A 21,248-nucleotide genomic window follows, 5' to 3' on the forward strand; every position below is an offset into this window, starting at 1 on the left:
TCCGGGCCTTCTTCGTGCGCCGTGAGGGCTATGCGGCGAGCGTGAGCCGGCGCAGCTTCGGGATGGGGATGCGCCAGTTCGCCGCGACGGCGGTGCGGCTGCCATCCGCGTGCGTCCAGCGCAGCAGCGCCGACTCGGCAGACGGGTCGCCCTCGATGACCTCGGGGGCTCCCACGAGCGGCAGGTCGCCGACGGCCTTCACCGCCAGATCGAACTGCTCGGTCCAGAAGTACGACTGGAAGTCGAGGTCGGGCACGTCGTCCTCACGCAGCAGCGCACGCGCGGCGGTCTTCGCCTGCTCGATCGCGCTCGTCCAGAGCGGGATGCGGCGCACCCCGCTCGCACCGCGCCAGTGCGCGACGTCACCCGCCGCCACGACGCCGTCGCCGACGCGACCACGGCCGTCCGCGACCAGCGCGCCGTCGCTGAGCACACCGGATGCCGAGAGCCACTCGACGTTCGCGTGGTCGCCGGTCGCACTGGCGACCACGTCGGCCTCGACCAGCGTGCCGTCGGCGAGCGCGACGGCCGCGCGACCACCTCGGTCCACGATCGAGGCGGACGGCGTCGTCACGATGCGCAGTCCGCGCGCGATCGCGGCGCGCTCGACCATGCCCGCGAGGAAGCCGCCGAGCTGGCGCGACATGGGGGCGGCGGTCGCGACGAGCGTGACGCGGCATCCAGCCGCGACCGCCCCCGACGCGATCTCCATGCCGAGCACACCCCCGCCGAGCACGACCACCTCCGGGCACCCGGAGAGGGCGGCCCGGAGCGCGATCGCGTCGTCGAGCTCACGGAGGGTCAGCACCGGCGCCTCGACGTCGGGACGTCGCGCGCGGGCTCCCGAGGCGATCACGAGCCCGTCATACGGCAGCTCGTCGCCCGAGTCGAGCGTCACGCGGCGCGCGCCGACGTCGAGCCCGGTGGCCGAGACGCCGAGCAGCTCCATCGCCTCGTGCGTGGCGGGCGGCAGCTCGTGCGCGCCGAGCTCGTCGCCCAGCTTGAGCAGGGCCTTCGAGAGCGCCGGCCGACTGTACGGCGCGTGGCGCTCGGCGCCGACCACGGTGATCTCGCCGTCGAATCCCTCGGCACGCAGCGTGTCGCAGGCCGTCAGACCCGCGATCCCGTTGCCGACGACGACGATGCGTCGCAAGGCGGTCGTCACGACGCGTCGACGAGGCGCAGCGCGGCGACGGGGCAGATGCGCACGGCCGCGCGCGCCCGCTCGAGGTCGGAACCCTCGACGTCCGTCACATCGAGCACCAGCTCGTCGTCATCGTCCAGGTGCATCAGGTCGGGCGCGGCCTCCTCGCACAGGCCGTGGGCCTCGCAGCGCGGGCGGTCCAGTTCGATCCTCATGATGTCTCGTCTCCTCGGGTCAGGCAGGGACGACCTCGCGCACGGCGAGCTCGTGGATGCTGCGGGTCGTATTCGCGGGCTTGCGCACCTCGTCGCCGATCGCGAACGAGGTGACGTGCTTCGCCAGCGCGCGGATGAGCGCGAGTCCCTCCATGCGCGCGAGCCCCTGGCCCGCGCAGCCGTGGGGACCGTAGCCGAACGACAGGTGGTCGATCGGGTTGCGGGTCACGTCGAAGACATCGGGATTCTCGTAGTGGCGCTCGTCGCGGTTGCCCGAGCCGAACAGGATAGCGATCTGCGAGCCGGCCGGCACAAGGGCCCGGTCGATCTCGACGTCGCGCGTGGTGATCCGGCCCCACGCGTGGATGGGGGCCCAGTAGCGCAGCACCTCGTTGAGCGCCGACGCCGCGAGCGACTCGTCGTCGCGCACCTTGGCGAACTGCTCGGGGTGCCGTCCGAAGAGCGCCAGGATGTTGGCGAACGACGCGACCGTGTTCTCGAGTCCGGCGGCGAGGTACTGATGGATGATGTGGCCGGCGCTGCCCTCGGGGATCTCACCCCGCGCTTCGGCGTCGAAGATGCCTCGACCGATCGAACCCTCGGCCAGATCCTCGGCCTTCACCGTGCTGCACCAGCCGTAGAGCTCTCCCGCGACGGGGAAGTTCTCGGCGGTGCGCTGGTTCATCGGCCCCACCACCTCGTTGGCCGCGAGGCCCCACCGCGACATGTTCGCCTTGATCTCGTCCGGGAAGCCGATCAGCTCCGCGATGATGTCGAGCGGGAAGGCCCGTGCAAGATCGTCGATGCCGTCGAACCCGCCGCGGGAAGCGAGCTCCCGCACGGTCGCGTCGGCCTTCTCCTCGATGCGGCCGGCGAGCCCGCGCAGTGCGCGCGGCGTCAGATTGGCCGAGAGCGCGGCCCGCAGCTGGGTGTGCTCGGGCGGATCCGAGCGCAGGGACGTGCCGGCCAGAGCCTCGTTCACCGCCGGGTTGAACCCGATGGACGTCGACGAAAAGGTCTCCCAGTCGCCTAGCACGTCTCGGATCGTGTCGTAGCGCGTGATGGCGTAGACGTCGCTGCGCGTCAGATGCACCACGGCGCCGAGCTCGCGCAACGCGGCGAAGGTCGGGTACGGGTCGATCAGGATGTCGTCGGCCCAGAGGTCGACGTCGGATGTCGCAGGTGCGTTCGTCATGTGTTCCTCGTCATCGAGTGGAGCCGCCCTCGTCGGCGGTTGACTTTACAGCGAGTAAAGCGTTTTGGGGGTCACGGCGCAAGCCGTCAATTGACTTGACAGCTTGTAAACCGAATGCCAGGATCGACCCAACCCCACCCGAAACCTCCGCGATGCCGCGGAGCGAGCCACTCGATGGAGAGTCACGGTCCCATGAGCAGCACCGTCCACACCGTCCTCGGTCCCGTCTCCCCCGACGACCTCGGCGTCGTCGCCCTCCACGAGGCTCTCCTCTCCGTGGTGCCGGGCGCGGAGTACGCCTACGACATCGAGATCGACCGCGCCGACGTCTTCGACGCCATCGCCGCCAAGCTCCGCGCCTTCCAGCAGGCGGGCGGCGGCACCGTGGTCGACAGCATCGGCATGTTCCACGGCCGCGACGTGCGCCTCTACCAGGCGCTGTCGCGCGCGACCGGCGTGCACATCGTCGCCTCGACCGGCATGGGCCCCGAGGAGCAGCTCGGCGGCTACTTCCTCACCCCGCAGACCAACCCGCCCACGCCCTGGCCCGCCGAGAAGTTCGCCGACCTGTTCGGCAAGGAGGTCACCGAGGGAATGGTGATCCCCCGCGTCGAGCGCCGCGGACAGGCGGGACTCGTGACCACGACCGTCACCCGTCAGGGCGCCACCCCGACCGACGAGAGCCTGCTGCGCGGCGCCGCCCGGGCCGCCTCGACCACGGGCATCCCCATGTCGTTCCGCTTCGGTCAGGACGCAGCGCGCGAGCTCGACCTGGTGCTCGCCGAGGGCATCGCGCCCGAGCGCGTCGTCGTGGGGGGTCTCGACCGCCGCGACGCCGTGGCGGCCGGTGCGCACACCGCCGTCGTCGACCGCGGCGCGGTCGTCGCACTCGACCACGTCGGCCGCGAGGACGACGACCTCTTGACCGACGCCGAGCGCGCGGATCTCGTGGTCGAGCTGGTCGCCGCGGGTCACGCGGGGCGCATCGTGCTGTCCACCGGCGCGACCGGCGCCGCCTTCGGCCACGACGGCGTCGATCTGCCCTACGAGACGGTGATCTCCGCCTTCACGCCGCTGCTCTACAGCCGCGGCGTCGACGAGGTGGACGTCCGCCGCATCGTCGTCGAGAACCCGCGCGACCTGCTCACGGTCCGCTGAAACCGAGCTTCAGAGAGGAAGCAGATATGTCGCGCGTCAACACCGTCCTCGGCCCGATCCCCGCCGAGGAGCTCGGATTCGTGGCCATCCACGAGCACATCGGCTACGGCATGCCCGGCAGCGAGCTCGACACCCAGTGGTGGAAGACTCCCGAGCAGCGCTACGAGGAGACCATTCCGAAGCTGCGCAGGTACCGCGAGTACGGCGGATCGACGTTCGTCGATGCCACGGGCATCTGCAACGGCCGCGATGTCGACTACTACAAGTCGATCTCCGAGAAGACGGGCGTGCACATCGTAGCCGCCACGGGCTTCGTCGGCGGTGACACCGCGCTGCAGTTCTTCGCCGAGGCATCGGTCGACTACCTGTACCGGCAGTTCCACCACGAGATCACCGTGGGGATCGGCCGCACCGGCGCCAAGGCCGGCATCATCAAGGTCGGCGTCAGCCGCGGGTTCCGGATGAAGGAGCTCGACCTGCGCATCTACCGCGCGGCCGCCCGCGCCGCGGTCGAGACCGGCGTGCCGATCTTCACGCATCTCGCCGTCGACGCCGAGCCGGCGCTGAAGGTGTTCGAGGAGGAGGGCCTGCCCCTCGACCGCGTGCTGTTCGGCCACGTCGACGACGGAGTGAGCCAGGGCAAGATCGACGAGCAGATGCTGCTCGACGCCGGGGCGCGCTTCGGCTTCGACACCTTCGGATACGACCTGGAGCTGCCCGACCCGCCCTTCTGGGGTCGCCACCGTCAGGAGCGCCTGGAGCACTTCCTCCGCTTCCTCAACGGCGGTCACGTCGACCAGGTGCTGGCATCGGCCGACGCCAACTGCAGCCCGCTGGGCTGGCCGGGCGTCAAGGGCCACACGATCAACTACCTGTTCGAGGACCTCATCCCCGACCTCAAGAACGCCGGCGTGGCCGACGCGACCATCGAGCGGATCTTCGTGACCAACACCGCCGACTTCCTCACCATGAAGCCCCAGGGCTGACCCGATCCCCACCCCACCACTTCCAGCGAAAGACGCATCAATGAAGATCGAAGACCTCCAGAACCTCCGCGTCGCCATCATCGGCGGCGGCTACGGCGGCGTCGCGGCCGCCGTCGCGCTCGACCGCATCGGCGTGCGCAACGTCGCCGTGTACGAGCAGGCACCCGCCTTCGGCCAGGTCGGCGCCGGTATCGGCCTCCGCCCCGAGACCGTCGAGCGCTTCCGCCGCTGGGGCATCTTCGACGCCATCGCGGCCGTGTCCTCGCCGAGCGACCACCTCGAGATCCTCAGCGCCGACGGCAACACCGTGTTCGCGCAGGAGGAGTGGCCGAACCGTCACGCGTTCGCCCAGGTGAACGACACGCGCATCATCCACCGCGGCGACTTCATCGACGCGTTCTCGAAGGCGCTCCCCGCGGGTGCCCTGCACCTCGACCACCGCCTCACGGAGATCGTCGACAACGGCTCGACGGCGACTCTCACCTTCGCCAACGGCAACGTGGTCGAAGCCGACGTCGTGATCGGCGCCGACGGCATCCGCTCGCTCGTGCGCTCGACGTTCTTCTCCGACAAGGCACCGGTGTTCGCGAACGAGCACGCCTACCGCATCGTGATCGACATCGAGGACGCGCACGGCCTGGTCACCGACGACAACCCCCGCTTCTACATGGGCACCAACGGCGTCATCGCCTACAACCTGCCCCTGCGCCACCGCGGTCAGCTCTCCTACGACATCACGGCGCCGTCCGACGACGACACGTGGGCGCCGGAGATCACGAACGACTACCTCGTGTCGCTGCTGGACGGCTTCGACGAGCGCATCGTCGCGATCGCCCGCGAGCTCGACGTCGCGCAGGTCACGAGCCGGTCGGTGTACGACATCGACTCGGTGGACAACTGGCACACCGACTGCATCGCACTGCTCGGCGACGCCGCGCACGCCATGCTGCACCACCAGGGCCAGGGCGCGAACTCGGCCATCGCCGACGGCGACGCTCTCGCCGACGCCTTCCGGGAGGCCGGGTCGGTCAAGGAGGCGCTGGCGCTCTACGTGGCGACGCGCAAGCCGGTGACGGACGAGCTGCAGCGGATCTCGCGCGCCGGCTGGAACGCCGAGGCCGTCGAGGACGCTTTCCCCGGCCAGCGCTGATTATTCCGAGAGGCTGAGACATGGCACTGCACCCGAAGGTCGCGGAGTTCCTCGCGGGCCTGCCGCCGCACGAGCCGGGTCCCGTGGACCCCGCGGTGCTCCGCGCCGAAGAGGAGTCGCACGTTCCGCCGCTGCAGGACCGCCTGCCGCTGCACTCGGTGGAGGATCTCGACGCCGACGGCGTGCCGGTGCGCGTCTACCGCGCGACGGACGACTCGCCGACCGGAGTCATCGCGTACTTCCACGGCGGCGCGTTCTTCCTGGGAAGCCTCGAGACGCACGACCATGTCGCGCGCGAGCTCGCGAAGGCGAGCGGACTGACCGTGGTCGCGGTCGGCTACCGCCGCGCCCCCGAGGCGGCGTTCCCGGCCGGGCTCGACGACTGCCTGGCCGTGGTCCGCTGGATCGCCTCTCGCCCCGGCGAGCTCGGCTGGGACGGCGAGACCCTCGCCGTGGCGGGCGACAGCTCGGGCGGCACGTTCGCGGCCGCGGTCGCGGCGCTCGCGAAGGACGCGGGCCTGGATGCCATCACGCACCAGGTGCTGATGTACCCGTCGCTCGACCTCGATTTCGACGAGGACCGCTGGCCCTCCTTGCGTGAGAACGCGGTCGGCTACGGCCTCGAGACCGCCGGGCTGAAGCCGTTCAACGCGTTCTACATCGACAGCGGAGCCGACCCCGCCGATCCGCGCGTCTCCCCCATCAAGCGCGAGGATCTCACCGGACTGCCGCAGGCGCTCATCCTGACCGCGGAGCACGACCCGCTGCGCGACGAGGGCGAGGCATACGGCGACCGCCTGCGCACGGCGGGAGTCGAGGCGCGCGTGAGCCGCTACGAGGGCGCGGGCCACGGGTTCATCCAGCACTTCGGCTGGCTCCCCGAATTCCACCGCGCGTACGACGAGATCGCGAGCTTCCTGCAGAACGGTGTGGCACGGTGACCGTCGCGGTACGCCCGATCGCCGCCCCGTGGCGGCGGTTCCACCTGTACAGCTTCCTGATCGACGCGCCCGAGCTGGCGATCGTCGACACGGGCGTGACCGCGTCGGCTGCGGGCGTGCCCGGCGAGCTCGCGAAGCTGGGCCGACGGATCGAGGACGTGCGCTGGATCCTGCTCACGCACGGGCACATCGACCACATCGGCGGCGCCTACGCCCTGTGGGAGGCGACCGGCCGCCGTGCCGAGGTCGTCGTCTCGGAGGCGGATGCGCCGTTCGTGCGGTCCCGACGCGCCCATGTCGACGAGGCCCTCGCGCTGCGGGGCGACAGGGTCGGCCGTGAGGCGCTCGAGGCGAAGAAGACGGCCGAGGCGCTCGAGGCGATCTCGGGAGAGTTCGAGCCGACCCGGCTCATCGGCGACGGCGACGTGCTCGACCTCGGCGGCGCCGAGGTGCGTGTGCACGCCATCCCCGGTCACACGCCGGGCGCCGTCGCGTACGAGATCGCCGGGCAGGGCGACGTGTTCGTCGGCGACGCCGTGCAGTCGTACGGCGCCGCGAGCGGATTCCCCGGCTATGAGGACGCGGACCTCTACCGCGACTCGCTGCGACGGCTGCAGGCCCTCGAGCCGCAGCGCATGTATCTCGGGCACCCATACCGCCGCAAGGACGGCACGCCGTTCCCGGTCGTGCTCGACGCGGCGGACGCGGCCGAGGCCATCCGGGGATCCCTGGATCGGGAGGCCGAGATCCGCGCCGCTGTCGCCCGCGCCGGCGAGGGCACGCCGAGCGATTCCCCGTATTCTCCCTACCAGCAGGTGGCCGAGGAGCTCGGCTACACGGGCGACCCGACGCTCGAGCCCGCGCCCTTCTTCACTTCGATCCACGCTTACCGCTCGCGCTGACGCGAGTCCGAGGAGTCACGTATGACCGACGAGTTCCAGACGTTCCAGGCCGGAGCGCAGACCATCCGGATCCGCAAGGATCTCCGTGTCCCGATGCGCGACGGCGTCGCGCTGGCCGCCGACGCCTACGAGGGTGCCGACGACAAGCCGCGCCCGGCGCTCGTCGCTCTCAGCCCGTACGGCAAGGAACTTCAGGCGCTGGCCCTCACGATCCCGCCGCAGCGCCGTCCCTCGCCGCTGTGGGACGGCTGCATCGAGGCTGGCGACATCGCGCGCGTGGTCGAGAACGACTACGTGCACGTGATCGGCGACCTCCGCGGATCCGGCGCCAGCGAGGGCGAGCACTTCGGCAACTACAACGCCGGCGGTGTGCCGCTCGGTCAGGACGCGTACGACTTCATCGAGTGGGTCGCCGCGCAGCCGTGGTGCGACGGCAACGTCGGCATGATCGGTATCTCGTACTTCGGCTCGATGCAGGTCCTGGCTGCGGCCGAGCGGCCGCCGTCCCTGAAGGCGCTCTTCGTCTCGGGCGGTCACTACGACTTCTACGAGACGACGTACCACGGCGGCGTCATGTGGTTCATGCCCCGCGCGGCACGCGAGGGCAGGGGCGGCGACAGTGGCTGGGCGTTCACCGACCGGATCAAGTCCCGCATGCTCGAGTGCGTGCCCGAGGAGGAGGTCAAGGCGCGGGTCGCGGAGCGCCTCGCCGACCCCGACGTGCAGGCGTGGCCGAACCTCATTCACACGCTGCACTACCCCGTCAACCACGAGGCGTGGTTCGACATCATCACGAACGACCTCGACGGCGAGTGGTATGAGGAGCGCAACCCCGTGAACCTCGCCAAGAACATCGACATCCCGGTCTGGCTCAAGATGGAGCAGGGCCGCGGATGGACGCTCGACTCGACGATCGAGACCTTCAACAACATCCCCTCCGCGAACAAGAAGCTGACGATCGGCCCCTACCCGCCGATGCAGTCGCGTCCCTGGGTCGAGGACCACGACGAGATGTTCCGCTGGTACGACAAGTGGATCAAAGGCATCGACAACGGCGTGGACTCCGAGCCGGCCGTCTCGGTGTTCGTCGAGGGCACGCGCCAGTACGTCGAGGCCGAGGCCTGGCCTCCGAAGGAGGTGGAGCACCGGTCGCTCTACCTGCGAGGCCGCGGCAAGCTCTCGACCGAACCCGAGCGCTTCAACGCCGATGTGGCCGGCTACGAGGGCTACTTCCAGGCACCGATCATCACAACGGACGCGATCGGCATGCTCACCTGGTCGACCCCGGTGCTCGAGGAGCCGATGGAGCTGATCGGCACCGGCGCATTCCACCTGTTCGCCGAGATCGACCAGGACGACACGAACTTCATCGCCCGGTTCTGGGACTACGCGCCGAACGGCAAGCGCCAGCTCGTGTCCACCGCGTACCTCAAGGCGAGCCAGCGTGAGCTCGACGAGGAGCGCTCGACCGAGGGCAGCCCGATCCACCCGCACACGCGGAAAGTGCCGGTCACACCGGGCGAGATCAACGAATACGTGCTGCGCATCTACCCGTTCGCCGCGACGATCCTGCCCGGTCACCGCCTCGTCGTCGAGCTCTCGGCGAACGAGCCGATGCAGGACGAGCACAACGCGCTGCTGCCGCCCGACTCGTTCCACCTGCCGATCGGCCGCCCGACGACGCACAAGATCTACCGCGACGCCGAGCACCCGTCGCGGCTGGTGCTCCCCTTCACCAAGGGCTGAGTCGGCGCAGGCGAGAGGCCCGGAGGGATCCCTCCGGGCGTCCCGCGTCGAACCGATCAGGCGGTCGCGTTGGCGCGGTACGCCGTGCGGGCGAACTCGTTGTACGGCGACGTCTGCACGGTCGCGCGGATGCGCGGGAAGCCGAGGTCGGCGTCCGGCGCGGTGCCCGGCCCCGGGTGCTCGCCCCAGACAACCTCCACCTGCGTGCCGGGTTCGGCCTGCGCGTTGTTCACCAGCGCCAGCGACAGCACCGTCGCGACCGGAGCGATGTGCGAGGTCCAGAACGTCATGCCCGCCAGACCGTCGGCGCCCTCGATGCGGTAGCGGCCGTAGCTGTTGAGGTAGTCGAGGTCCTCGCCGAGCACACGCCTGACGTCGTCGCGATCGAACTCCAGCGTGACGCGCGTGCGGCCGACGTCGTCGCGCGCGGCCAGCAGCGCCTCCTTGCCGATGAACTCGTGGTCGAACGAGATCGAGCGGCCGTACCCGAGCTCCCACGGCGTGACGTAGTAGTCCTCGATGCGATCCGAGTAGAAGCTTCCGTTCAGGGGCTTCTTGCCCTCGTACGAGAAGGCGCTGAGCGAGCGGCGGTAATCGGCGAGGCGCTCGTCGGTGTAGATGGCGGGCGTGGGAGTGGGGATCCAGCCGCTCTCCACGCCGTTGGTGAAGTACGCCTTTCCTCCCACCTGCACCAGCCCGGACGGCTCCCCCGCGGCGAGGATGGCGTCCTTGACCACGGAGTAGTCGGCGAACTCACCGATGAACTCGAAACCGGCCTGACCGGCCATGCCGTGGCGCAGGGCGCGCACGGGTCGTCCGGCGATCTCGACCGTGGCCGAGTGGAAGAACTTCACGGCCGGCGCCGGGCCGCCGAGCAGGCGCTCGATGACCTCCATGGCCAGGGGGCCCTGCACCTGGAAGCGGAACAGCTTCGGGTCGGCGTCGGTGCGCACCGACGAGTCGGGGTCGGTCGAGAACTCGACGTCGTAGCCGCCCGCCTGGGCGTGGTACTTCACCCAGCTCTGCGCCGCCGGCACGCCCGTGAGGGTGTAGGCCTCCTCGTCCGTGCGCAGCAGGATGCCGTCGACGATGATGTTGCCGTCGTAGGCCACCGGCACGAACTGCTTCGCCTGCCCGATCGCGAAGGAGTTGTAGTTGTTCGCGCTGACCTCGCTGAGCAGGCGCGTCACATCCGGTCCCTCGAAGAAGGTGTCGAACATGTGGAAGGACAGGTCGAACAGCGCGACGCCGGTGCGCCACGCGGCCTGCTCGGCCGCCCAGCCCTCGAACTCCGGCTGCACGACCGGAACGGTCCAAGCCTCGGAGCCGGGGCGCCAGAGAAGCCGGGTGGGTGAGCCAGCCTGGTCGATCGCGGTCTGCAGATCCGGTCCGTTCATGAGCTCCCCTTCGAGCGCAAGGTGTTTCAGTTGTCTGAAACCTACGCGAAGCGCGCGCCCGAAGGAAGAGCCAGCTGGGAGGATGACCGCATGACGGACATTCCCGGCTGGACCGACACGCTCCCGTACGCGCTGTTCCGGGCCAACCAGAGCGTGCAGCGCCTGCTCGCCGAGGCCGTGAGCGATCTCGGTGCGACGATCACTCAGCTGGGCATCGCAGTGCACCTCGATGCGCTGGGGGCCATGTCCGGATCGGAGCTCGCGCGCCGTCTGCGCGTCACGCCGCAATCCGCGTCGACGGCGCTCGGTCAGCTCGAGGCGCTGGGATGGGTGCGGCGCGAGCCGCACCCGCAGCACGGCCGAGTGATCCTTTATCTCATCACGCCCACGGGGCACGAAGGGGCGGCCTCAGCGCGGCAGCGCCTTGCATCGGTGCAGACGGAGTTGAGGGGCCTGCTGGGGCACGAGCAGATGGCGCGGGCGACGGAGGTCCTCGCCGCGCTCGCAAACCGGGTCGACGCGGGCGCGATCAATCCAGCACGGCGATGAGGTCGGCCTGAACGAGCAACCCGCCGTCGAGGTCGGCTTTCACGACATGCCGCGCGGGGCGCGACGCGGCATCGGGGAACATCGCGATCCACTCCCGGTTCAACGCTTCCCGATCGCGGAAATCGACGAGGTACACGGTCATCCGCATGATGTCTTCCACCCCGCCGCCGACTTCGGCCATCAGCGCACGCACGTGAGCGAACACGTTCGCGACCTGCTCATCCAACGTCGCCGGCAGTTCTCGGGTCGCGGGGTGGCGTCCGGTGAAGGCTCCCGAGAACACGAACGGGCCTTTGCGGCTCGCGGCCGGGATCGGGTTGGCGTGACCGAATCCGGACAGTTCGACCGACTCGCGGCGTGCCATCACTCGCCCCGGCTCTCGCGCCACTGCGCCAGGTACGCCTTGCCGTAGTCGTTGCCGTTCGGCAGGCGCAGGGTGGTGTGCACGTGGAACCGGGCGGGCAGCTTGTTCGCGAGCCACACGCCGGCGTGGTTGTCCAGTTCCGCCACGAGCACTGGTGACTGGATGCGGAAGTACACCGGCTGGCTCCCGTCCGTCGCACCGTACCAGGCGAAGTAGGTCTCATCGAGATGCGCGTCGTACTCGGCCATGGTCATCGCGCGCTGCTCGTCGCGCAGCAGAAGGTGGAAGTCCTCCACGATCGCGCGCAGGATGCCGCGCTGACGCTCGTCGAGTTCGGAGGCGCGGACGCCCTCGTACGGGATCACCCAGTTGTCGTGGAAGGCGCCCGCGAGGTGCCGTTCATCCGCCGGATGCAGCCGTCCCTCCGGCATGCTCGGGTCGAGCACCGAGTCGTAGACGACGGCCTTCTCGCGCTGCTCCGCGGTCAGCGACGACGCGAGCTCGAGCGCGAGGCGCTCGCGGGCGTCGAACAGCGGAGGCCGGGTGTCGGTGAGAGCGGGCTCGCCGCCCAGGAACACCGGGGCCACGACCTCGCGCCCGCCCACCGCGACGAAGTTGACGCACACGTGATGGCCGAAAAGCTGCCAGCCCCACGGCGTCTCGGTCGACGGCTCGCCGAAGATCGTCAGCGCGAACGAGCGACTGTTCAGCACGTTCGGCAGCCCTGTGAGCTCGCCGAGGTAGCCGTTGAGCGCCATGCCCTCTCGCACGCGGGCGGCTCCGTCGGCACTCAGCGACGCGTCGAGCAAGACGAAGAACGCGTCGAGCTGACGTTGCGCCATGTCCTCGAGCCGGATCCCGTGACGGTGGAAGACGAACTCGGGATTCGACCAGCCACGCCAATCGGGGGCGTCGATCGGCAGCAGGATGCGCTCCCGTTGACTGCGGTTGAGCGCGTCGAGCAGCGTGCGCGCCGCCGCGACTGTCCCGGCGTCGTTGCTGCAGCCCTCCGGCAGCGGGTAGAGCCCCTCACGGGGGACTCCGTCGCTGGTGACCCCGACGAAGGGAGCCTCATACAGCGCATCCCAGTCCTCGAGCAGCTGCTCGAGGAAGGGGTGCCCGCGTCGCTCGGCCGTGAACCGCTCGTAGGTCATGTCGCGCCAGGGCGCGAGCTCCTCCGAGTCGAGGGGGTACAGATAGTCGCGGAAGTCCTCGGTCTCCAGCGTCACCGCCTCGTCGCGGCCGCTCGTACGCGCGGTCGTGAAGAAGCCGTCGATGTCCTCGCCCTGTGTCATTCCCTCTCCTCCGGCGTCTCGACGCTCTCGGTGCGGCTGCGCAGCCGCGCGCGAGTTCCGCCCGTGTAGATCGCGGCCACGATGTCGTCCGGAGAGATCGGAGCGCGCAGCTCGCGTGCCACCTTGCCCCCCTCGAACACCAGTACTCGATCGCAGAGCATCGACAGCTCGTTCTCGTCCGACCCCGCCACCAGCACGTGGGCGCCCTGAGCCGCCGCATCGTGGATGGCATCGACGATCGTACGGCGTGCGCCGACGTCGACGGCCTGGGTGGGCTCGTGCAGCAGCAGCAGCTCCGGCGCGGTCGACAGGCACTTGGCCAGCAGCACCTTCTGCTGATTGCCGCCGCTGAACGTGCCGACCGCCGCCTCCGCGCGGGGAGGGCGCACGTCGAGCCGGTCGATCCACTCCGCCGTCCGCGTCCGTTCGGGGCGACGGCCGTTCGGCAGCAGCGCGGCTGCGCGGCGTACCGTATGCGGGAACGCGATGTTCTCGCTGACGCTCATGGTCATGGCCAGGCCGGCCTTCTCGCGGCCTTCGGGAAGCAGGACGATGCCCGCTCCCGCGGCCCCGCCGGGTGTCAGGCCGCGGACCGCGAGCTCGGCACCGCCGACGCGCACGGTCCCGCCCTTCGCCTTCTGGGCACCCCCTAGCAGGTACGGCACCTCCTCGTACCCGGAGCCTGCGATGCCGGTCACGCCGACCACTTCACCGGGCCGCACGTCGATGTCGATTTCCTCGACGACGCCGCCGGTCAGGCCCGCGATCTGCACCGAAGCGGCGGCATCGGTGGCGAAGGCGGCGCGCCCGCCGCCGCGCTCGAGATCGCGACCGAGCATGATGCTCGTGAGGTCGGCCTCGCTCATGCCCGCGACGTCGTGGCCCGACGCGACCGAGCGACCGTCCCGCAGGACCGTGACCCGGTCGGCCGCGTCGAGCACCTCTTCGAGACGGTGGGTGATCATCAGCACGGCGGTGCCTGTGGAGACGATCTCGTCGAGCAGCACGAAGAAGTGCTCGAGCGCGCGGCGGCTCAGGGCGCGCGTCGACTCGTCGAAGATGATGAGGCCCTGTCCTGGCTGGGCGTCCTGGAGAGCGCGCGCGATGCCGACCGTCGCACGCTCCTCCTCGTGCAGCGACGCGACGGGGGCGTCGAGGGGCACGGCCCGCCCGATGCGCTCGAACACCGCCTCGGCTGCCTCCCGCTCGCGCTTCCAGTCGATCCGCTTGAGGATGCCCTGCCCCTTCAGGCGGCCGATGCGCATGTTCTCCAGCACGCTGAACGACGGCAGCAGGCCCAGGTTCTGGTGCACCACGGCCATGCCGCGGCGCTGTGCTTCGTCGGGACGGACCGGCAGTTCGAAGGGGCTTCCGTCGATCGACACGACGCATCCCTCGTCAGGCGTGTACAACCCGGAGAGGATCTTGGCGGCCGTCGACTTGCCGGATCCGTTCTGTCCGACCAGCGCGTGGATCTCGCCGGGTCGCACGTCGAAGTGGATGTCGGTGAGCACCCGGGCGCTTCCGAACGTCTTCGACAGCCGGCTGACCGCGAGGCGGGGCGGGGGCGCGGCCGCAGCGGCGCGCGCCCCCTCGATCTGCGTCGTCGTCACTGCCACAGCGCCAGGTAGTCGTCCTTGAACGACGTGGGGCCGAACCACTCGCCCGAGCGCTCCGCCTCCTCATCGATCTTCTCGGGCAGCGTGTCGGCCGTAAACAGGCGCACGGGATTCGACCCGGGTTCCAGCTCACTGACCGAGGCGCCCGTTACCAGGCGAAGGAGCGTGTCGGCTTCCTGGTAGCCCAGGAACGCCGATGCCTCCGCTGCGACGCCTGCGAACGCCCCACCGGCGACACCCTGGACGGCTCCGAGAGACGCGGCGCCCGTCAGGAACTTCACGTCGGTGCGGCCCGAGTCCTGGATCGCTCCGGTCGCCTGCGGAATGTACTGCGCGAAGTCGGTGATCAGGTAGCCGATGTCGGGGTTGCTGATGAGCTCCGCGGCGATGTTGCTCTGCAGCTGCGCCTGCGTCGCCGTGGAGATGTCGATCGTCGCGGCGATCGTGCAGTCGGGGCAGTATTCGGGCAGCTCATCGAGCGCGGTCTGCATGAAGCTCGACGACCAATATCCGTCGGCCGAGCGCGACACGAGGATCGTTGCGTCGCCACCCGAGTCCTGCGCGATCCAGTGCAGCATCGCGCGGTCGGAGCTGACGGCGCTCGAGGGGATGTAGGCGAGCGTCTCGTCCGCGGGGAAGTCCTCCTCGTTCGGCCCCTGGTTGGCGATGACGACAGGCACCTCGGCGGCGCGCGCCTTGTCGAACGCCTCGGCGCCCATCTGGTACGGGATCGCGTCGCTCACGATGCCGAGCGCACCCGCCGCAATCGCCTGGTCGACGCACGCCGCGATGTTGGCCGGGTTGCCGTCGGCGGGGCAGGACACGAGCGTGATGTCGACAGCGGCGAGCGCCTCCTCAAGGGAGGCCTGGATGGTGACGAATGTCGGCGCACGCAGGGTGATCGGGATGTAGTACACGGTGCCGCCGGCGAGCTCAGCGACGCCGTCCACGGGCTCCGTGGGCACGGGATACGAGTCGTGGGCCTGGGTGACCTCCGCGAGGAACTCGTCGACAGCCGGCGCGCCGCTCCCGGCAGGAGCGTCGGCGCCCGCCGGTTCTTCGGCGGAAGGGTCGGCCGAGCAGCCGATGAGGGCGACGCTCGCGACCGCGACGGCCGCGAGAGCGAGTACGCCGCGGCGCAGGGATGTGGTGAGCATGGATCTTTCCTTTGACGTCGTTGACAAGGGATGGGGTGGTGCAGAGGGTCTATCTCGAGCGGCGCCCGAGAACGGTGGAAGCGGTGACGGCGATCACGAGCACAGCGCCGTAGAACACGTTGGGAACCCACAGGTTCGAGTTCGTGCCGATGAGGGCGAGCTGCAGCCCGAGCGTGCCCGTCGCCAGAAAGTAGGCCGCGAGCAGCGCTCCGATGGGGTTGAACTTGCCGGGGAACAGGATCGCGGTGCCGAGGAACACGGTCGCGAACATGGGCAGCAGGTACGTCTGCGCCGTGGCGGCGTCGAAGCCGCCGATCTTCGCCGCGCTCAGCACGCCGCCGAGACCGGCGATCGCACCGGCTGCGACGAACGCGCCCAGGCGCACGCGATCGACCCGTACACCTGCCAGGCGGCTGACCTCGCGGTTAGCGCCGACGAACCGCATGTTGCGGCCCAGCGGCGTGAACTGCAGCACGTACGCGAACCCGAGCATCAGGATCAGCCCGAGGTAGAAGCCCACCGGCAGCCCCAGGATGTTCGTGTTCACCACGGCGGTGAACTCCCGCGGGACGCCGCTGATCGGCTGCGCTCCGCTGGCCCAGATCGCGAGGCCCGCGAGCACAGTGCTCATACCGAGCGTCACGACGATGGTGTTGACGCCGAGTCTCACGACGAGCAGCCCGTTGACCAAGCCCACCAGCGTCGACACCGCGATCGCGAGCAGCGCTGACAGCCACACGTTCGTGCCGAGGTTCACGGTGAGCACTGCGACGACCGTGCCGGCGATCCCGTAGTTCGCGGGGACGGACATGTCGACGAACTCACCGACGATGATCGTGCAGAGCAGCGCGGCGGCGAGGAACACGATCTCGAGCTGTCCGCTCAGGATCACCCGGGGCACGCCCGCGCTCAGGAAGCGTTCCGGCGTGATGATGCCGAAGACGACGATCATCAGGATCCACACGCCGATCACGGAGAATCGCGAGGCCCACCATCCGAAGTCGAGTGGCGATCGCTGGGGCTTGATCGCCGCGGAGGTGACGGTGAGCGACTCCGTCGGCTGTTTGCGGGGAGGTGCCAGGTTGGTCATGGTCGATGTCCGTTCACGTCGTTGTGATCAGTGGTCATTCCGCGACGACGCGGTTCTCGATGGCGCCGAGACCCTCGATCTCGGCGCGCACGACGTCGCCCGGCTTGAGGAAGTTCCCGGTCGGCGCTCCGATGCCCTGCGGCGTGCCCGTCAGCAGCACGTCGCCCGGCATGAGCGTCATCACCGTGGAGAGGTAGGAGATCTGATCCGCGATGTCGTAGATCATGTCGTCGGTCAGGTGGTCCTGCCGCACCTCGCCGTTCACGGTGAGCGTCATCCGGAGCACGTGCGGGTCGGCGATCTCGTCGGCCGTGGTGAGCCAGGGGCCGAGCGGGCCGTGCGTGTCCCATCCCTTGCCCAGGATGAACGTCGGCGACAGCTTCTGCAGCCAGTCGCGCACAGACACGTCGTTGGCGACGACGTAGCCTGCGACGGCGCTGAGAGCGTCCGCCTTGGCGATCCTCCGAGTCCTCATGCCGATCACGACCCCGAGCTCGACCTCGTAGTCCAGGGCATCCGACTCGATCGGCTTCACGATCTCGCCGAACGGGTCGTTGAGGCTCGACACCTGCTTGTTGAACCAGAACTGGCTCGTCGGCGTGGGGATGCCGGCCTGCGCGGCCTCGGCGGCGTGCTCGGCGTAGTTCATGCCGATAGCGAGCACCTTCTGCGGGTTGTCGATCGGGTTGAGCAGCGTCACGTCGGCCAGTGCGCGGGTCTCCCCCGCAGCCGAGGCGAGCGCCGGCCCGAGCTCGTCGAGGCGGCTCAGGATCGCGGTCAGCGACGCGCCTCCCGCCGCCTCGGTGACGTCGACGACGCCGTCACCCTCGACACGGCCGAGGCGTTCGGCGCCGTCTGCGGTGCGGAATCGTGCCAGCCTCATCGGTCCTCCTCCTGCTGCTCGGACGGCAGCTTTCCCCACACCTCTTCGCCGATGGGCGTGAGCTGGAAGTTGAGGAAGCGCCACGCGCCGTCCTCCGTGCGGCGCAGCACCTGCGTCACCGTGCCGTGCTGCTCCCGGCTGGAGCCGTCGGGGTTGCGCAGCGAGTTGTGGATCGGGCCCACCATGATGGCGACGTCCCCCACCTGCCGCACCGACAGCTCGCCGCGGGAGATGGCGAGATACGCCCGACGGATGCCGACATGCTCCATCAGCATCGCCTTGTCGTGCACGAGCCCCGGGGCGTGGATGTGGATCAGCGCGTCGTCGAAGATGCGGTCGAGCGTGGCCAGGTCGCCCTCGATGAGGGCGCGCTGACGCTCCTCCTCCAGCGCGATGGCCGCCTCGCGCACGTCAGCGGGTGCTTCCAGGACCGCGGTCATGCCGTGGCTCCCTCTGCCTGCGGCTCGTCGACGAGCCAGGTGCGGAAGCCCGTCGCCTCTCCGGCGTCGTGGCCGGGGCGCGGGGCGCCGACGAGCTTGTGGTAGCCGCTGAAGATCTCGTCGGCCTCGGCGAGCGGCAGCACGTCCTCGATGTCGTCGAACGGCTTGCCGTCGGTGCGCTCGGCGACGATCCGGCGGATGACCTCGTAGCCCTCACCGCGCATGCTGTCGACGATGCGCGTCACGATGGGGCGGCGCGCCTCGTCGTACGCCTGGAATGCCGTCGCGGGGTCGCCGAGCTCGACGAGCTTCTCCGTAAGCACGCGCGCATCCAGCATCGCCTGGGTGATCCCGTTCCCGCCGCGGGGGTACATCGCGTGGGCGGCATCGCCGAGCAGCACCACACGACCGTCCACCCAGGTGTCCAGGGGGAAGTGGCGGACGAGCGGGAAGAGGTACACCTCGCGCGCGTCGCGGATCAGCTGCTGGACGTCGAGGAACGGCAGCTTGAGGGTGTCGAAGGCGGGGATGATCTGCTCCGGGTCGGCGACCTGGTTCCAGTCCTCGATCGTCTCCTCACCGTTGGTCTCGACCACCCAGTTGATCAGGTCCAGGCCGCTGTTCTCGAAGTTCTCGGCGATGGGATAGATGATCATCGTGGAAATGCGGGGGTCGCCGAGGTGCAAGATCGTGTGCCCGTCGCGGATGGGCTCGCGTAGCGTCGTGCCGCGCCACATGGTGATGCCGGAGAACTCGGGCTCCGTCTGAGCGGGGTGCATCTGCTTGCGCACCGCCGACTTGATGCCGTCGGCGGCGATGACGGCGTCGTGGCGCACCGTCTCGGTGCGGCCGTCGCGGTGCTCCAGATGCAGGGTCACGCCGTCAGCGTCCTGCTCGTAGCGCACGACGCGCGCGCCGAGGACGACCGCATCCTCGCCGAGACGCTCGCGCACCTTGTCGAAGAACATCATCTGCAGGATGCCGCGGTGCACGAAGCGCTGCTCGTGCAGATAGCCCATGTGCACGCCGCACTTCTCGGCGTAGATCTCCTGGCCGAAGTGGTTGTAGAAGATCGAGTCGACCGCGTCGACCGAGATCGCGCGGAACTCCTCGAGCAGGCCGAGCTCGTCGATCTCGCGGGTGCCGACCGTCTTGATGTCGACGCCGACACCGAGGGGCTTCAGCTCCGGAACGGTCTCGTAGATCCTGGGGCGCAGTCCGGCCTGGTGCAGGCGCAATGCAGTGATGAGGCCGCCCGGGCCGGCGCCGACGATCGCGATGTCGCTGGTCATGTGTCTCTCTTCCGTGGATCAGCTTCTGAGTCAGGCGGTCGTGCTCACGAGCGCGAGCGTCTCGCCGAGGAATCGGGTGGTTGCGTGACGGGCTCGTGACGCCGCGCGCGGGTTGTAGGCGAACACGGGGTTCGCCGGCGCGTGCTCGAGGGCGGCGCTCGTGAATGCGTGCTTCGTGTGGCCGTAGAGGTCGGTCTCCCAGTCGATCCCGACCTGGGTGAGGGCCGACTCGAGCGCCGCGCGCTGCGAAGGGGTCGCCATCGGGTCATCCGCGCCGGTGCACAGCAGCACGCGCGCCGTGGGGTCTGCGCTGTCCCAGCCGGGCGCCAGCAGGTCAAGGCCGGCGTGGATGCCCACCACGCCGCGCAGGTCGCCGCCCGTACGGAGATGCTCGAGCGCCGTGGAGCCGCCGAAGCACCAGCCGACCGCCACGATCGCGCCCGGATCCACCTCGTCCTGGGCCGCCATGGTGTCGTGGGCCGCGCGGATGCGCCCCATCCACTCGTCGCGGTCGCCGACCATGCCGCCGATGAGGGGGCCGATGCCGTCCGTGTCCTGCGGACGATGGCGCTCGCCCCACACGTCTGCCGCGAACACCGCGAACCCCTGCTCTGCGTACTGCTCCGCCTGCTCGAGCAGGTCGTCGGTCAGTCCGAAGGCATCGTGCACGAGCAGGATGCCGGGCGTCGCCTCTCCTGTGTCGGGTGCGGCCAGGTACCCGATCATGCGGGTGTCGCCGAAGCGGTATTCGATGTCCCGCGAGATCAGTCGCGTCACGGTGCGTCCCTTCGCGTCGAGGCCGCACCGCTCAGCATCAGCGCTGTCTGGTGCGGAACCAGGTCGTGATGAAGTCCAAGAACACGCGCACCCGCTCGGGCGTCTCCCCGCCCGGGGCGTGAACGGCATACAGCGCGCGCGAGGGCGGCGGCAGCTGCGGCAGCACTTCGACGATGCGCCCGTGCTCCAGCGCCTCGCGGGCGGACATCCGCGGCGTCAGCCCGATGCCGCAACCCGCCTCGATGAACTGGTCGATCAGCATGTAGGCGTTCGCGGCCGCGACGGGATGCGCCACCTTGAGCTGAGCCTCGTCCGGCCCCTCGCCCAACCTCCACACCGCGTCGCCCGTGTGGCTGATCAGCCGGTGCTGCGACAGCTCCATCGGAGTCTGCGGCGTTCCACGCTCCGCCAGGTACTCCGGCGAGGCCGCGAGCATGAAGGGCAGCTCGGTGATGCGGCGCACCCGCACCCGCGAGTCCCGCGGCGCACGCGCATGGAACGCGACGTCGAATCCGCGATCCAGGAAGTCGTACAGCCTGTCCGACGGCGTCTCCAGTTCCACGCGCACCGAGATCTCCGGGAACTCGCGTCCGAAGGCGCCGATCGCCGCTCCCAGATCGAGATGACCGATCCACTTCGGACTGAGGATCGACAATCGCCCGCCGACCGATTCCTGAGTCGTCGACAGTGCCGAATCCGTCTGCTCGATCTCGTCGAGGATGCGCTGCGAGAACTGCGCGTACTCGGCCCCGGCCGCGGTCAGGCTGAACGACCGCGCCGTTCGATTGACCAGCCGCACACCGAGCTGCCGCTCCAGGTCGGCCACGTGGCGCGAGACGAGCGAGGGCGAGATAGCCAGCTCGGAGGCTGCTCCGGCGAAGGACGATGACCGCGCGACGGCGGCGAAGGTGCGCATGACGACGAGACGATCCACAGAGGGTCTCCCAG

21 protein-coding genes are annotated in these 21,248 nt (G+C 69.6%); 7 read left to right on the forward strand and 14 right to left on the reverse strand.

Annotated elements, in window-relative coordinates; translation table 11 throughout:
• Positions 1-28 precede the first annotated feature (28 nt).
• From ABTW64_RS05470 to ABTW64_RS05480, 3 genes are read right to left on the reverse strand one after another with little or no spacing between them, the layout of a single operon-like run.
• Positions 29-1,165 carry an NAD(P)/FAD-dependent oxidoreductase gene (locus ABTW64_RS05470; protein ID WP_350620054.1) on the reverse strand — a complete coding sequence of 379 codons (1,137 nt, stop codon included), beginning with the start codon at positions 1,163-1,165 and terminating at the stop codon, positions 29-31.
• Complete coding sequence (locus ABTW64_RS05475) at positions 1,162-1,359, reverse strand: ferredoxin (RefSeq protein WP_350620056.1); 198 nt, start codon at positions 1,357-1,359, stop codon at positions 1,162-1,164. The genes ABTW64_RS05470 and ABTW64_RS05475 overlap by 4 nt, the downstream gene beginning before the upstream one ends.
• 19 nt (positions 1,360-1,378) lie before the next feature.
• Positions 1,379-2,554: a cytochrome P450 gene (locus ABTW64_RS05480; RefSeq protein ID WP_350620058.1), complete on the reverse strand. Its 1,176-nt coding sequence runs from the start codon at positions 2,552-2,554 to the stop codon at positions 1,379-1,381.
• Positions 2,555-2,746: 192 nt separating this feature from the next.
• Here ABTW64_RS05480 and ABTW64_RS05485 point away from each other — a divergent pair, with 192 nt between their 5' ends.
• From ABTW64_RS05485 to ABTW64_RS05510, 6 genes are read left to right on the forward strand one after another with little or no spacing between them, the layout of a single operon-like run.
• Positions 2,747-3,712, forward strand: coding sequence for a phosphotriesterase family protein (locus tag ABTW64_RS05485; RefSeq protein ID WP_350620060.1), 966 nt, complete (start codon positions 2,747-2,749; stop codon positions 3,710-3,712).
• A 26-nt stretch (positions 3,713-3,738) separates the two neighbouring features.
• Positions 3,739-4,698 carry a phosphotriesterase family protein gene (locus ABTW64_RS05490; protein WP_350620062.1) on the forward strand — a complete coding sequence of 320 codons (960 nt, stop codon included), beginning with the start codon at positions 3,739-3,741 and terminating at the stop codon, positions 4,696-4,698.
• A gap of 40 nt (positions 4,699-4,738) precedes the next feature.
• Positions 4,739-5,848, forward strand: coding sequence for an FAD-dependent oxidoreductase (locus ABTW64_RS05495; RefSeq protein ID WP_350620064.1), 1,110 nt, complete (start codon positions 4,739-4,741; stop codon positions 5,846-5,848).
• A 20-nt stretch (positions 5,849-5,868) separates the two neighbouring features.
• Positions 5,869-6,789 (forward strand): alpha/beta hydrolase, encoded by a 921-nt coding sequence (locus tag ABTW64_RS05500; protein WP_350620066.1) that lies wholly within the window; start codon positions 5,869-5,871, stop codon positions 6,787-6,789.
• The gene (locus ABTW64_RS05505; protein WP_350620068.1) at positions 6,786-7,691 is read left to right on the forward strand and encodes an MBL fold metallo-hydrolase; all 906 of its coding nucleotides are present in this window, start codon (positions 6,786-6,788) and stop codon (positions 7,689-7,691) included. The genes ABTW64_RS05500 and ABTW64_RS05505 overlap by 4 nt, the downstream gene beginning before the upstream one ends.
• 21 nt (positions 7,692-7,712) lie before the next feature.
• Positions 7,713-9,437 carry a CocE/NonD family hydrolase gene (locus tag ABTW64_RS05510; protein ID WP_350620070.1) on the forward strand — a complete coding sequence of 575 codons (1,725 nt, stop codon included), beginning with the start codon at positions 7,713-7,715 and terminating at the stop codon, positions 9,435-9,437.
• Between the two features lie 56 nt (positions 9,438-9,493).
• On the opposite strand, the gene ABTW64_RS05515 is transcribed toward ABTW64_RS05510, so the two are convergent.
• Complete coding sequence (locus ABTW64_RS05515) at positions 9,494-10,834, reverse strand: aminomethyl transferase family protein (protein ID WP_350620072.1); 1,341 nt, start codon at positions 10,832-10,834, stop codon at positions 9,494-9,496.
• A gap of 90 nt (positions 10,835-10,924) precedes the next feature.
• On the opposite strand from ABTW64_RS05515, the gene ABTW64_RS05520 reads away from it, so the two are divergent.
• A complete protein-coding gene (locus tag ABTW64_RS05520) occupies positions 10,925-11,383 on the forward strand; it encodes a MarR family winged helix-turn-helix transcriptional regulator (RefSeq protein WP_350620074.1) in 459 nt (152 codons plus the stop codon).
• On the opposite strand, the gene ABTW64_RS05525 is transcribed toward ABTW64_RS05520, so the two are convergent.
• The 10 genes from ABTW64_RS05525 to ABTW64_RS05570 are packed head-to-tail and all read right to left on the reverse strand — an operon-like array spanning position 11,364 to position 21,234.
• Positions 11,364-11,747 carry a RidA family protein gene (locus tag ABTW64_RS05525; RefSeq protein ID WP_350620076.1) on the reverse strand — a complete coding sequence of 128 codons (384 nt, stop codon included), beginning with the start codon at positions 11,745-11,747 and terminating at the stop codon, positions 11,364-11,366. The genes ABTW64_RS05520 and ABTW64_RS05525 overlap by 20 nt on opposite strands.
• Positions 11,747-13,042 carry a DUF3500 domain-containing protein gene (locus ABTW64_RS05530; RefSeq protein WP_350620078.1) on the reverse strand — a complete coding sequence of 432 codons (1,296 nt, stop codon included), beginning with the start codon at positions 13,040-13,042 and terminating at the stop codon, positions 11,747-11,749. The genes ABTW64_RS05525 and ABTW64_RS05530 overlap by 1 nt, the downstream gene beginning before the upstream one ends.
• Entirely contained in the window at positions 13,039-14,655 is a 1,617-nt protein-coding gene (locus ABTW64_RS05535) for a sugar ABC transporter ATP-binding protein (protein WP_350620080.1), read from the reverse strand. The genes ABTW64_RS05530 and ABTW64_RS05535 overlap by 4 nt, the downstream gene beginning before the upstream one ends.
• The gene (locus ABTW64_RS05540; protein WP_350620082.1) at positions 14,652-15,818 is read right to left on the reverse strand and encodes a sugar ABC transporter substrate-binding protein; all 1,167 of its coding nucleotides are present in this window, start codon (positions 15,816-15,818) and stop codon (positions 14,652-14,654) included. Before ABTW64_RS05540 ends, ABTW64_RS05535 begins: the two co-directional genes overlap by 4 nt.
• A gap of 49 nt (positions 15,819-15,867) precedes the next feature.
• Positions 15,868-16,908: an ABC transporter permease gene (locus ABTW64_RS05545; RefSeq protein WP_350620084.1), complete on the reverse strand. Its 1,041-nt coding sequence runs from the start codon at positions 16,906-16,908 to the stop codon at positions 15,868-15,870.
• A 34-nt stretch (positions 16,909-16,942) separates the two neighbouring features.
• Complete coding sequence (locus ABTW64_RS05550) at positions 16,943-17,791, reverse strand: fumarylacetoacetate hydrolase family protein (protein WP_350620087.1); 849 nt, start codon at positions 17,789-17,791, stop codon at positions 16,943-16,945.
• Positions 17,788-18,231, reverse strand: a complete 444-nt coding sequence (locus ABTW64_RS05555) for a nuclear transport factor 2 family protein (RefSeq protein ID WP_350620089.1) — start codon at positions 18,229-18,231, stop codon at positions 17,788-17,790. Before ABTW64_RS05555 ends, ABTW64_RS05550 begins: the two co-directional genes overlap by 4 nt.
• Positions 18,228-19,523 carry an FAD-dependent monooxygenase gene (locus ABTW64_RS05560; protein WP_350620091.1) on the reverse strand — a complete coding sequence of 432 codons (1,296 nt, stop codon included), beginning with the start codon at positions 19,521-19,523 and terminating at the stop codon, positions 18,228-18,230. Before ABTW64_RS05560 ends, ABTW64_RS05555 begins: the two co-directional genes overlap by 4 nt.
• Before the next feature lie 30 nt (positions 19,524-19,553).
• The gene (locus ABTW64_RS05565) at positions 19,554-20,300 is read right to left on the reverse strand and encodes a dienelactone hydrolase family protein (protein WP_350620093.1); all 747 of its coding nucleotides are present in this window, start codon (positions 20,298-20,300) and stop codon (positions 19,554-19,556) included.
• Positions 20,301-20,337: 37 nt separating this feature from the next.
• Positions 20,338-21,234: a LysR family transcriptional regulator gene (locus ABTW64_RS05570; protein WP_350620095.1), complete on the reverse strand. Its 897-nt coding sequence runs from the start codon at positions 21,232-21,234 to the stop codon at positions 20,338-20,340.
• Positions 21,235-21,248: the final 14 nt, after the last annotated feature.

This window comes from Microbacterium sp. NPDC096154, from assembly GCF_040302945.1.
Lineage (GTDB): Bacteria > Actinomycetota > Actinomycetes > Actinomycetales > Microbacteriaceae > Microbacterium.